The organism is Clostridium tetani, from assembly GCF_900167265.1.
Lineage (GTDB): Bacteria > Bacillota > Clostridia > Clostridiales > Clostridiaceae > Clostridium_G > Clostridium_G tetani.
Map to the genome: position 1 here is coordinate 97,743 of NZ_FUWT01000010.1, position 13,584 is coordinate 111,326.

Genomic DNA, 13,584 nt, shown 5'->3' on the forward strand with positions numbered 1-13,584 from the left:
AAAATAGAGAGGTATTTCTACCTCTCTATTTTCGTTTTTAAGGAGTGATAAGTTGGATAATATAATATTCATGGGATTTTTAGGAAGTTTAGTTGCTGGAATGGCTACAGCTTTTGGTGCAATACCAGTATTTTTTACTAAAAAAGTATCACATAAATATTTAGATGGAATGCTTGGATTTGCAGCAGGTGTTATGTTAGCAGCTACTTGTTTTAGTCTTATAATACCTTCTATAGAGTATGGTGGTGGAGGATTAAAAGCAGTACTTATTACTGCTTTAGGAATATTTTTAGGAGCAGTACTCATAGATGTAATTGACAAATATGCTCCTCATGAACATATTTTATTTACAAATAGGAAAGAAGGTGTATCATCGTCTCTTTCCAAAGTGTGGTTATTTATATTGGCAATAACTATTCACAATTTCCCAGAAGGTTTGGCTGTAGGTGTTGGCTTTGGTGGTGGTAGTATAGCTGATGGAATATCTCTAGCCATTGGTATAGGACTTCAGAATATGCCTGAAGGCTTAGCTGTAGCTTTGGCTCTTGTAAGAGAAGACTACGCTCCTAAAAGGGCTTTTCTAATATCCTTATTAACAGGATTAGTTGAACCTATAGGTGGTATTATAGGTATATCTTTGGTACAAATTGCAAAACCTGTACTTCCATTTATATTAGCTTTTGCAGGTGGAGCTATGTTATTTGTAATTAGTGATGAAATTATTCCTGAAACTCATAGACATGGTTTTGAACGAATAGCTACCTATGGATTAATAGCAGGATTCATTATAATGATGATAATGGATGTTACATTAGGTTAAAGTTTAACAAAGGAGTGTTATAAAAGTGGAGAGACTTCAAAAATATATGGCTAGCTGTGGTGTAGATTCTAGAAGAAAGTGTGAAGATATAATACTTAATGGAAGAGTAAAAGTTAATGGAGAATCAATAAAAGAACTAGGTGTTAAGGTAGATCCTGAAAAAGACATTGTTACTATTGATAATAGAATAATAAAAAAGGAAGAAAATAAAAAATATATAGCTTTAAATAAACCTACAGGTTATATTTCTTCAGTAAAAGATGATAAAGGTCGTAAAACTATATTAGATCTTATAGACGTTAAAGAAAGAATATATCCTATAGGTAGATTGGATTATGATACTTCAGGATTAATATTACTTACAAATGATGGTGATTTTTATAATAAAGTTATACATCCAAGAGAAGAAAAAGAAAAAGTCTATGTTGCAACTATTAAAGGAATTCCAAATAGTTCTGAATTACAGGATTTTAAAAAAGGTTTAGTAATTGATGATTACTTAACTTCTCCATCAAAAATAAAAATTATCTCTGTAAAAAATAATAATGCAGAAGTTATAATAACAATAATGGAAGGACGAAATAGACAAGTAAGAAAAATGTGTGAAAAAATAAATCATCCAGTAATTAAGTTAAAAAGAATTTCCGTAGGTCATGTAGGACTTGGAGATTTGCCTATAGGAAGCTGGAGATACCTTACCCAAAAGGAAATAGATAAATTTAATAAGTAAGTTTAGGAGGAATTTAATATGAGTGATAAAACTGGATTAACTATATTAGCTTCAAAGGAATTTGAACATTATGATGATATGTATAAAGTAGTTGATTATTTAAATAAAAATTTAGGAGATACTGATTTAATATTTGGATTAAGTGAGGAAAATAATAATCACATAATTACAATTTATAAAGAAGATTGATTCATAAAATAGAAATTTTCAATAGCAAAATTTCTATTTTATGAATAATGAACAACTAATAGTGAACAATGAATAACTAGAGATATTTTTCTTCACCTTTATTTGAGGGCTCGTTTAGCTAAGCTAAACATTGCTAATTTAAGAATAAGCAATTAATATTAAAATTTTTTTCGTAATGACAGTGGAGAAAAAATATCCATAATTATTCATTATTCATTGTTCGCTGTTAGTTATTCATAAAATAAAAAAACTGTGTACCATTTTTTTATTTTATGAATGTAGTGTTGATAATATATGCAATAGATGGTAAAATGAAATAAATATTGCAATGTTCAGGGAAGATAGGAAAGGATTGATTGTAGTGGAGGTTGAAAATCAAGATTTAATAAAAACCATTCAAGTGAAATTCCCAAGACTTAGTAAAGGACAAAAGTTAATTGCAGAATACATATTAAAGCATTACGATAAAGCAGCATTTTTAACCGCTGCTAAATTAGGTTCTAGTGTAGGTGTAAGTGAATCCACTGTTGTAAGATTTGCTAATGAGCTAGGTTTTAGTGGGTATCCTAAATTGCAAAAAGCTTTGCAAGAACTTATAAAAAATAAGCTAACAACTGTTCAGCGTATTGAACTTTCAAATGACTTTATAGATCAAGAGTCTACTCTTAAAAGTGTTTTAAAATCTGATATGGAAAATATAAGATATACTCTAGAAAAAATAAATCATAAAACCTTTGATGATGTAGTAGACAGTATATTTAGTGCAAAACGTATATATATATTAGGTCTTAGAAGTTCTACACCTATAGCAGAATTTTTAGGATTTTATCTTAATTTGATATTGGATAATGCAAAAATTATAAGCTATGGTGTAAGTGATATTTTTGAGCAAATGATGAACGTGGCTAAAGGGGATTTAGTAATAGGTATAGGATTCCCAAGATATGCTGCTCGTACTATAGAAGCCTTAGATTATGCACAAAACAATGAGGCTACAGTTGTGGCTATTACGGATAGTCTTTTATCCCCCCTAGCCGCTAGGGCCAATCATACATTGATAGCCCAAAGTAATATGGCTTCATTTGTAGATTCATTGGTAGCTCCTCTAAGTGTAGTAAATGCATTAATAATTGCAGTAGGATTAAGAGAAAAAGATAAAATTTCTTCTACTTTCTCTAAATTGGAACACATTTGGCAAGAATATGAGGTATACTCTTACAAAGAGAGAAGAAGAGATTGATTTTAACGAACCTCTAAGGTTCGTTTCTTCTATTTTAGGAGGTAATAACATATGAAAACAGTAGTAGTTATCGGTGGAGGTCCTGCCGGTATGATGGCAGCTATAACCGCTGCTAATAAATGTAAAGTCTTATTAATAGAAAAAAACGAAAAATTAGGTAAAAAACTTTTTATAACAGGAAAAGGAAGATGTAATGTTACCAATAAAAAGGATATAAGCGATTTTTTTGATTATATCCCTGGTAATCCAGAGTTTTTGTATAGTTCTTTATATACTTTTACTAATGAGAATACTATAGAGTTTTTTAATAGTAGAAATACCCCCTTAAAAATAGAAAGGGGAGATAGGGTTTTTCCTAGTTCCGATAAGTCTTCTGATATAATCAAGACTTTAGAAAAAGAACTCAATGATAAAGGTGTTAAAATAATGCTTAACACCTCTGTAAAAGATATTAAAATTAAAAATGATGGAGTCCATTCTGTAATACTTAAAAATGGATTAGAACTTCAAGGAGATTATTTTATTATAGCCACCGGGGGAGCATCTTATCCTCAAACTGGTTCTACAGGCGATGGCTATAAATTCGCTTCAAAGGCAGGTCATAGGATAATAACTATAAAACCTGCATTAGTTCCTTTAGAAATAAAGAATCAGTGGGTTAAAAATCTACAAGGACTTTCTTTGAAAAATGTAGAATTAAAAATAATAAATAATAAATCTAAAGAATTATATAAAGATTTTGGAGAAATGCTCTTTACTCACTTTGGAATCTCTGGCCCCATAGTATTAAGTGCTAGTAGATATGTAAAAGAAAATGAACCTCAATATGCAGTTTTAAATTTAAAACCTGCTTTAACTTCTGAAGAATTAGATAAGAGAATTCAAAAGGACTTCAGTAAATATATAAATAAAGATTTTAGAAATTCTTTAAATGATTTATTACCTAAAAAGCTAATAGACATAATAGTGGAATTATCTAATATTCCAGAAGATAAAAAAGTAAATTCTATAACTAAAGAAGAAAGAAAGAATCTTTGTAATTTAATACAAAATCTTAAAATGGAGATAAAAGGTTTTAGATCTATAAAAGAAGCTATAATAACTTCTGGTGGTGTGCATATAGATGAAATAAATCCTTCTAATATGCAATCTAAAATTATACCTAATTTATATTTTGCAGGCGAGGTAATAGATGTAGATGGATATACTGGAGGTTTTAATATTCAAATAGCTTTTTCTACAGGATATTTAGCTGGAACAATGGTAGGTGATAAATAATGTATGCTATAAGAGGTGCCATATCTATAGATGAAAATTCAGTTGAAGAAATAAGGGGGAAAACCCTTGAACTATTTGAAAGTATTTTAAAAGAAAATAAGATAAATAAAGAAGATATAGTATCTATACTATTTTCTTGTACCAAGGATATAGACAAAGCTTATCCTGGAAAATTCCTTAGAGAAAAATACGATCTAAATAAAGTGGGCATAATGCATTTTAACGAAATGATAGTAGAAAACTCACTTAATTTATGTATAAGAATTCTTATATTATTAAATGGGCATAACCTTAATATAAAGTATGTTTATTTAGGTAAAGCTAAAAAATTAAGGGATGACTTAATCGAAAAATAGAGGATTTTTGTTGTTTATATAGAATATAAACACTATATTTAATTTAAAAAGAAAGGGAGTATCTATATTGAGAGTGCTTGTAGCAATTGATGGCCCTGCAGGAGCTGGAAAAAGTACTATTGCAAAATTAGTAGCAAAAAAGTTTAATTTAATGTATATAGACACAGGTGCTATGTATAGAGCCATAACTTATTTGGCTCAGAATAAAAATATAACTCCTTCCAATGTAGAGGGATTATGTAATTTAATAAACTCTATTTCTATGTATTTTAAAGATGATAAAATAATAGTAAATGGAGAGGATTTAAGCGAAGAAATACGAAAGCCTAATGTAAGTTCTAATGTTTCTTTATATGCATCAGTGCTAGAGGTAAGAACTCTTTTAGTTGATATTCAAAAGGACTTAGCTTGTAAGTATGAAGTAGTAATGGATGGTAGGGATATAGGAACTGTTGTGATGCCCCACGCTCCCTTTAAATTTTTCCTAACAGCCACTCCAGAAATTAGAGCTGATAGAAGATATAAAGAACTAAAAGAAAAGAGTCAAAAGGTAGAATATAAAAATATTTTAGAAGAGATAATAAAAAGAGATTATATTGACTCTAATAGAAAAGTCTCTCCTTTAAAAAAAGCCAAAGATGCAATAGAAATTGACACAACTAATTACCATATAGAAGAAGTAGTAGATAAAATAAGTAAATTAATAGAAAGTACAATAATAAAAGAAAAAGGAAGAATCACAAAATGAGTATAATTCTTGCGAAAAAATCAGGATTTTGTTATGGAGTAAAAAGAGCTGTGGATACTTGTTTAAAAATAAAGCAAAATTACCCTGATAAAATAATATATACTTTAGGACCCTTAATCCATAATAATGATGTAGTGGATTTTTTGAAAACAAAAAATATATTTTCTATAGGCTATGAAAATATAGATACACTAAAAGAAGGCGATATAATAATTCTAAGGTCTCATGGTGTAACTTTAGAAACTATACAAAAACTTAAGGAAAAAAAATTAAATATTATAGATGCTACTTGTCCATATGTTTCTAATATTCAAAAGAAAGCACAAAAATATTATAAAGAAGGTTATTCTATATTAATAGTGGGAGATAAAAATCATCCTGAGGTTATAGGTATAAATGGCTGGTGTAATAATTCTGCTATAATATGTAGAAAGGCAGAAGAAATAGAAGATCTTCCTAAAAAAATATGTGTTGTATCACAAACTACTGAAAAAAAAGAACATTGGATTAGTGTTTTAAGTAAAGTAGTAAATGAATGTAGGGAAGTAGTTGCTTTTAACACCATCTGTAATGCAACAGAGGTTAGACAGCTTTCTGCTGAAGATTTGTCTAAAGAAGTAGATTTTATGATAGTAATAGGAAGTAAGAGTAGTTCTAATACCACGAAATTATATGAAATTTGTAAAAACAACTGTTCTAATACAATCCATATAGAAAATGCAGGTGAATTACCTGATTATATATCAAATAAATATTCTAAAATTGGTGTTACTGCAGGTGCTTCAACACCAGATTGGATTATAAAGGAGGCCATTTTTAAGATGAGTAATAAGAATTTAAATGAACAATTAGAGTATATGGAGAACAATGATATTCAAATATCTATAGGTCAAGAAGTGGAAGGAGAAATAGTTTCTATTGTAAGTAGTAATGAAGCCTATGTTAATATAGGATATAAATCAGATGCTATCCTTCTTTTATCTGAAGTAACAAAAGATAATGATGAAGATATAAATAATTTCGTAAAAAAAGGAGACATAATAAAGGGAAAAATTATAAAATTAGGCTCTGAAAATAAACCTCCAGTTATATCTGTAATTGAACTGAATAGAGAAAATGCTTATGTTGAGTTAAAAGAAGCTTTTGAAAATAAAGAAAAAGTTGTAGTAAAAGTAAAAGAAGATGTAAATGGTGGCTTGATTTCAATATATAAAAATATAGTAAGAGTATTTATACCTGCTTCCCATGTTGAACTAAGACATGTAGATGATTTAAGCATATATAAAGGATGCGAACTAACTGTAAATATAATAGAATTTGAAGAAGGTAGAAATAATACTAGAATAGTAGCTTCTAGAAGAGATTTATTAAAAGAAGAACAATCAAAGGTTGAAGAAGAAACTTGGTCCTCTTTAGAAAAGGATACTATTAAAGAAGGTGAAGTGAGAAGATTAACAGACTTTGGTGCCTTTGTTAATATAAACGGAGTAGATGGACTTTTACATGTATCTGAAATCTCTTGGGGAAGAGTAGAAAAACCTTCAGATATGCTAAAAGTTGGCGATAAGATCAAGGTTTATATAAAGGATATAGATAAAGATAAAAAGAAACTCGCACTAAGCATTAAGGATCTAACTAAAGATCCATGGAAAGATGTAGAGGTAAAATATCCTGTTGGAAATATAGTACTAGGAACTGTAGTAAGATTTGCTTCTTTTGGTGCTTTTGTGGAACTTGAACCTGGTGTAGATGGACTTATTCATATTTCACAAATCAGTCATAAAAGAGTTGACAGGGTTGAAGATGAATTATCTATAGGAGAGCAAGTTAAAGCTAAAATAGTAGAAGTAGATGGTGAAAAGAGAAAAATAGGTTTAAGTATTAAGGAAGTAAATGATATTTAAATAAAAGTATAATTATTTTAAAAACGTGTATTATAAAAATAATACACGTTTTTTTTGGATACAATAGATACTAAATTGAGATTAATACTGTATAACAAAGAATTTGTAAGCAAAAGCTATGTATATACAGTTTTTATCAATCTATCTTAAAATTTCAGTAAATATATTGACTTTTTTAATAAATTTGATAAAATTTAGTAGACAATTATTATAGGGAGGTAAGATAGAATGAATAATTTAGGTCGTCATATTTTGGCAGAAATTTATGGTTGTGATGAACTTATACTTAATGATAAAGAATATATTGAAAGAATAATGGTGGACTCTGCTTTAAAATCTGGTGCAGAAGTAAGAGAAGTTGCCTTCCATAAGTTTAGTCCTCAAGGGGTAAGTGGAGTTGTAATTATTTCAGAATCTCATTTAACTATACATACATGGCCAGAGCTTGGATATGCTGCTGTAGATGTATTTACCTGTGGAGATAGAGTGAATCCTTGGGATGCTTGCAACTATATGGGTGAAAAATTAAATGCAAAGAATATAACCGCTACAGAAGTTAAAAGAGGGATTTTTGAACAACCAGTCGCAGTAAAAGCTTCTAATGAATAGCTGATAAAAGGCCATCGATAAAGGATGACCTTTTATTTTTTTTGTAATAATTTCTCCTATAATTAATATAATCTATTAGATGGTATTGGAGGTTATACTTATGAGAGATAGAAATTTGACGAATTGTAAAAGAGAAATTACAGAAAAAGAAAAAAAATTTATAAAAAAAATACTAAAAAATTATGAACTGCAAGTTTTAAGTATAGAAAGGGTTAGAAGTGTTTATAAAGTTGAAACAAATTGTGGTAACATTTGCTTAAAAGAAATTGCTAAAAACAAAAGAAAACCTGTAAATGGAAGCATTTTAGTAGAAGAGTTAGATAAACATGGTTTTCCTTATATTGCAAAATACTTTAAAACTACTGATGACCACTTATTTGTAAAGTATAATAAATCCTATTATTATGTTACTGAATGGATAAATGGTCATGAGTGTAATTTAAATGACATAAATGAAGCTCGTAAATGTATGAAATTGATGGCTAATTTTCATATAACTACTTTCAAAATTGATGGTTCAAAATTGAAATTAAGAAATAATTTAAAAAATTGGCCCAAAATTTTTTTTAGTAAATTAAAGGATATACAATATTTTAAGCATATAATAAAAAATAAAAGAGTAGTTACGGAATTCGACAATCTTTATAATTCTGTTATTGATGATTTTTATAATATGGGAATTACTGCCCTACATTTACTAAATTCATCTGATTATTATTCATTGTCTAGAAAGGCTAATAGCAAAAGAAGTATATGTCATGATAGTATCTATTATCAAAATATAATAAAAAAAGATGATGATTACTATTTAATTGATTTGGATAGTATAAAGATAGATATTCATATAAATGATCTTGGTAAAGTTATAAGAAGGCTTATGTTCAAAAAGGAGTACCAATGGGATTTTAATAAAGCAAAGGAGTTAATAGAAGCTTATAGCTCTGCAAATCCTTTAGATAAAGCTGACTTAGGAGCTATGCTATCTATAATAGTATTTCCTCATAAGTTTTGGAAATTAGGTAAGAACAGATATGTTAAGGAGAAACATTGGAGTGAGGAAAAATATATTAAAAAATTAAATAAATTAATAGATTTTGATGTTCTGCAACAAAAATTTATTAAAGACTATATAACTTATGTTCAACACTATAAATAAAAATTTTGCTTAACAAAATTTTTACATGTTGACGGCTTTTATAAAAAGACTTATACTAAGAATGGATTTAATTACTATTAAGAGGAATGCTATGTTAAATATAACTAATTTAAATAAAAATAATTTATTTCACTTTAAAATTTTAAATAATACTAGGTTGTCATTTAATAGTTTAAATGTGGACTTTTTACTTTCATATGAAAATAGTGGTTTTTTTGATAAAATGCTTCTAAGAAAAGAGGTTTTTTTATTAAAGGATTTAAAAGAATATTACGGATATTTATGGTGTACTAAAAAAACTTCTTATTATCTAATAAACTCTTTAAACCTTAAAAGAAAGTTCATGAAACCTAAGTATATGTCTATTCTTTTAGGTTATCTTAGAAAAAATTCAATTTTTAAATATATGTGTGAAGATAATGGATTTAACATTTCTCTACTAAAAGAATCAGGTTTCTATGTAAGTAAATGTACTATAGAAATGGATTTAAATTTAGAGCATGTTGTTCCTTTAAATAATCAGGAATTAGTAAAATCTAAAGGAATTTATTTTAAAACACTAAAACCAAATAAGGAAGAATCTATAAGATGCCATATACAAAATGAAGTTTTTAAAACTGATACAAGAGAACCTTTAACTGTAGATGATATAATTTCAGATGAAAATCAAAGCTATTATTTACCTGAAGGTGCTATATTTGTTATGGAAAATAATGAATATATTGGATATGGTCAAATAATATTAATTAGTGATATACCTATTATAGTAAATGTAGGTATATTAAAAGAGTATAGGGGAAGGGGCATTGGAAGAGCTTTAGTCTACCACTTATTGGATATAATAAAAGAACTTAACTATGAAGAAGCTTTTATAACAGTGGATTCTATAAATAAAGTGGCCTTAAACTTATATAAAGATTGTGGATTTAAATTTAATAGAAAGATTTATACTATGGAATTAAAGACATAACCAGGAATAAAATATTCCTGGTTATTTTCTTAATTTATTATATTCTTCTAATGCTTTCTTTAATATTAACATGGATTCTTTTAAATCTTGAGAGTTAATACAGTAGGATAATCTAACTTCATCCTTACCTAAGCCCTCTGTAGTATAAAATCCCTCTGCTGGAGTAACCATAACGGTTTTATTATTATATTGAAAGTCTTTTAACATCCACTTTGTAAAATCATCAGAATTGTCAATAGGAAGCTTTGCTATAATATAAAAGGCTCCTGAAGGCTTTTCACAGTGAACACCGGGTATATCACAAAGCCCTTCATATAATATATTTCTTCTTTTTTCATATTCAATCCTTACTTCTTCTATATAGCTTTTAGGAACATTTATTAAATTAGCCGCTCCCACTTGATCAAGAGAAGAAACACTAAGTCTAGCTTGGCACATCTTCATGAAGTTTTCTGTAACATTTCTATTTTTACATATTAAAGCTCCAATTCTTGCTCCACAGGCACTATATCTTTTAGATATACTATCTATTATAATTACTCTATCCAATATGTCCTTCATGTCCATAAAAGATGTAAACTTAAGATCATCATATACAAATTCTCTGTAAACTTCATCAGATATTATGAACAAATCCTTTTCCTTTGCTATGTCAGAAATCATTCTAATTTCCTCTTTAGTATAAACAACTCCAGTTGGGTTACTAGGATTTGTAATCATTATAGCTTTTGTATTGTCTTTTATAGAATTTATTATATCCTCTTTACTCTTTATTCTAAAGCCATCTTCTCTATAGGTTCTGAAAGAGATTATATCTACTCCTGCCATTTTAGCCATAGTATTATAGTTTGTATAATAGGGTTCTGGAACTATAACACTATCCCCTAAGTCGCATATGGTTAATAGAGCATATAAAATAGCTTCACTACCTCCATTTGTTATATATACATCTTCTTTATCTATGTCTATATTTATACTTTCATAATATTTAACAAAGGCATCTATTAAATCTTTATTACCTTGAGAATCTTCATATTTTACAATTTCCTCATCAAAGTTTTTTATAGCACTAATAAATTCCTCTGGTGTTTTAATATCTGGTTGACCTATATTTAAATGGTGAACCTGAACTCCCTTAGCTTTTGCTCCATCAGAGTATGGTATAAACTTTCTTATTTCTGAAAATCTAAGCTCTTCTACTCTCTTTGAAACTCCTAACATATTATTACCTCCCTCAAGCTTTACTTAAATAACTATATATACGTATTTTCCATTGTATTCATATATTATATTTCATAATCTTAAAAGATTCAAACTTTTCATCCTTTCATTCAATTTTACTATTAATATATATAAATTTAAAGAACCATTGTATATTAAAATAACCTATATAGTGGTTTATGTCTTTAATAACTTATCATTCATTATCTACAAATTTATTGTAATTTTATATTTAATTTATGTATATTGTGTTGAATTTTATTAAAAAAATGTTGCTTTTTAGTTAAAATTTGTTTATTATTTAAATGTATATATTAGTTTGAATTTTGACTAAATTTAAGGGCAGGGGTGGTTAGTATGAAGGGTTTAAAAGCAAAAATGATTTACTTTGTAACTTTTATTTCTATACTATGTATGGCTGTACTACTAAGCATAAGCTATAAAATATCTTATGCTTCTTTACATGAAGAATTTAAAGGAAAAAGTATAGAAACAACTAAAAAGTATTCAGAAGAATTTGATAAATGGTTAGGAATTGAGAGTACTAATCTTATGGAAATATCTAAGAATATCAATCATTTTAAGATATATGATTACGATAAATTACAACAATATCTGGCATTTCAATTAAAAGAAAAAAAGAGTACTTCTTCTGATATATACGCATTATTTCCTAACAATAGAATGGTGTCAGGAGCTGATTGGATACCAGATAAAAGCTTAAACTTTAGAGAAAGACCATGGTATAAAGAAGCCATAAAAACAAAACAAGTATTTTTTTCTAATCCATATTTTGATCCTGCTTTTAAAAAAATAGTAGGAACAATATCATATCCTATTATGGATAATGGTAATCTCATATGTGTACTAGCCGCAGATATTCATTTTGATTCTATTACAAATGAAGTTCAAAAAGCCAAAGTATCAGAGGAATCCTATGGATTTTTATTAGATGGTCAGAACAATATAATAGTTCACTTAAACAAAGATTATAATCCTGATGGAAAAACTACTAAGAACTTATCTCAAATAGCTGAAGGAAAATTAAAAACTTTAAGTGATAATATAAAAAATAATGGTGAGGGTTTTGAAAAGTATGTAGATTATGATGATGAAAGTAAATTTTTTACTTTCAATAAACTAAGTACTGTAGATTGGACTTTTGCGATTGCGGAGCCTGCTCATGTTCTAAAGGACAAGTTAAAGGATTTACTTAAAGGATTTTTAATAGCTTTAATAATATCAATAGTAATATCCATTTCCTCTGTTTATTGCTTGGTAAGTAAATTATTAAAACCTGTAAGAGAACTGACAGATTATACAAAGTATGTATCTGAAGGAAACCTAGATAAAAATATAATTATAAAGGCTAAAGATGAAATGGGGGAATTAGGAAGTAAATTTAATGATATGCTCAATAGTTTAAAAAATATAGTATCAAATATAAATACAGTGTATTCTGATGTTATAAATTCTTCCCATGATTTAAATTCAAAAGCTTCTTCTCTAGGAGATATATCTAAAGAAATTTCCCAGGCTATGGAACAAATATCTTTTGATGCTGTAAGTTTAAGTGAAAACATGTCAAAGCAACACAAATCAGTATTAGACTTTAATGAAAAAATAGATATGATGAGTTTAGGAATGGACATGTTAAAGAAAAGTTCTAATGATAAAGGGGCTATAATACAAGCTAACATACAAAATCTTAATCAATTAGGGAATGTAAATAAAAAAATGGATTTACATTTTCAAACTATATACAATGTTATAGAAAGTTTTAATGAAAGTGTTACTGCTATAAATGGCATGACTAGTGAAATAGTTGGAATATCTGAGCAAACTAATCTTTTAGCTTTAAATGCATCTATTGAAGCAGCCAGGGCTGGTGAGTATGGCAAGGGATTTGCAGTGGTTGCTAATGAAGTTAAAAACTTAGCATCTCAATCTGCTAAAACTGCAGATATGATAAGCTCTAGCATTGAAAAATTGCTAAAAGAAGCCACTAAATTTGATGCTATAAAACGGGAATCTTTACAAATAGAAAGCTTTAGAAAAGAAATTAGTGGGGAAGTTTTAAATTCATTTTCATTAATTCAAGAAAACTTAAAGGACGATATGTACAAAATTGGAGAGTTACTAATTCAAATAAAAGATATAGACTCAAGCAAAGAAAATATTAAAACTATCATAGAAAACGTAAATGAAATTTCTCAACAATCCGCTTCAGCTACAGAAGAAATAACCGCATCTATACAAAGTCATACAATTATTATAGATGAAATGATAGAAGATATATCTTATTTGGATAATAAAGTAGAAGAATTAAGTGACTCAGTTAAAAGATTTAAGCTCTAAACCTT

Annotated in this window: 13 protein-coding genes; 12 read left to right on the plus strand and 1 reads right to left on the minus strand. The window is 27.8% G+C overall.

All coding sequences use genetic code 11. The features are described from left to right. Positions 1–52: 52 nt before the first annotated feature. From B5D21_RS08980 to B5D21_RS09030, 11 genes are all read left to right on the plus strand, one after another. On the plus strand, positions 53–820 hold the full coding sequence (locus tag B5D21_RS08980; RefSeq protein WP_011099546.1) for a ZIP family metal transporter: 768 nt from the start codon (positions 53–55) through the stop codon (positions 818–820). Between the two features lie 25 nt (positions 821–845). Next, positions 846–1,550, plus strand: coding sequence for a pseudouridine synthase (locus B5D21_RS08985; protein ID WP_011099545.1), 705 nt, complete (start codon positions 846–848; stop codon positions 1,548–1,550). Positions 1,551–1,568: 18 nt separating this feature from the next. Next, a complete protein-coding gene (locus B5D21_RS08990) occupies positions 1,569–1,739 on the plus strand; it encodes a YpmA family protein (RefSeq protein ID WP_078688096.1) in 171 nt (56 codons plus the stop codon). 328 nt (positions 1,740–2,067) lie between these two features. Further along, entirely contained in the window at positions 2,068–2,979 is a 912-nt protein-coding gene (locus B5D21_RS08995; protein ID WP_011099544.1) for a MurR/RpiR family transcriptional regulator, read from the plus strand. Between the two features lie 51 nt (positions 2,980–3,030). Beyond that, the gene (locus tag B5D21_RS09000; protein ID WP_011099543.1) at positions 3,031–4,257 is read left to right on the plus strand and encodes a BaiN/RdsA family NAD(P)/FAD-dependent oxidoreductase; all 1,227 of its coding nucleotides are present in this window, start codon (positions 3,031–3,033) and stop codon (positions 4,255–4,257) included. Continuing rightward, positions 4,257–4,613, plus strand: coding sequence for a chorismate mutase (gene aroH, locus B5D21_RS09005; protein WP_011099542.1), 357 nt, complete (start codon positions 4,257–4,259; stop codon positions 4,611–4,613). The genes B5D21_RS09000 and aroH overlap by 1 nt, the downstream gene beginning before the upstream one ends. Before the next feature lie 67 nt (positions 4,614–4,680). Further along, the gene (cmk, locus tag B5D21_RS09010) at positions 4,681–5,361 is read left to right on the plus strand and encodes a (d)CMP kinase (RefSeq protein ID WP_011099541.1); all 681 of its coding nucleotides are present in this window, start codon (positions 4,681–4,683) and stop codon (positions 5,359–5,361) included. Next, positions 5,358–7,265: a bifunctional 4-hydroxy-3-methylbut-2-enyl diphosphate reductase/30S ribosomal protein S1 gene (locus B5D21_RS09015; protein ID WP_011099540.1), complete on the plus strand. Its 1,908-nt coding sequence runs from the start codon at positions 5,358–5,360 to the stop codon at positions 7,263–7,265. Before cmk ends, B5D21_RS09015 begins: the two co-directional genes overlap by 4 nt. A gap of 228 nt (positions 7,266–7,493) precedes the next feature. Continuing rightward, complete coding sequence (gene speD / locus B5D21_RS09020; RefSeq protein ID WP_011099539.1) at positions 7,494–7,874, plus strand: adenosylmethionine decarboxylase; 381 nt, start codon at positions 7,494–7,496, stop codon at positions 7,872–7,874. Positions 7,875–7,974: 100 nt separating this feature from the next. Continuing rightward, complete coding sequence (locus B5D21_RS09025; protein WP_035124866.1) at positions 7,975–9,030, plus strand: CotS family spore coat protein; 1,056 nt, start codon at positions 7,975–7,977, stop codon at positions 9,028–9,030. Positions 9,031–9,121: 91 nt separating this feature from the next. Then, a complete protein-coding gene (locus tag B5D21_RS09030) occupies positions 9,122–10,000 on the plus strand; it encodes a GNAT family N-acetyltransferase (RefSeq protein ID WP_035109853.1) in 879 nt (292 codons plus the stop codon). A gap of 21 nt (positions 10,001–10,021) precedes the next feature. On the opposite strand, the gene B5D21_RS09035 is transcribed toward B5D21_RS09030, so the two are convergent. Continuing rightward, a complete protein-coding gene (locus tag B5D21_RS09035; RefSeq protein ID WP_011099536.1) occupies positions 10,022–11,221 on the minus strand; it encodes a pyridoxal phosphate-dependent aminotransferase in 1,200 nt (399 codons plus the stop codon). Between the two features lie 357 nt (positions 11,222–11,578). Here B5D21_RS09035 and B5D21_RS09040 point away from each other — a divergent pair, with 357 nt between their 5' ends. Next, a complete protein-coding gene (locus tag B5D21_RS09040; RefSeq protein WP_035124868.1) occupies positions 11,579–13,579 on the plus strand; it encodes a methyl-accepting chemotaxis protein in 2,001 nt (666 codons plus the stop codon). The last annotated feature ends 5 nt before the right edge of the window (positions 13,580–13,584 follow it).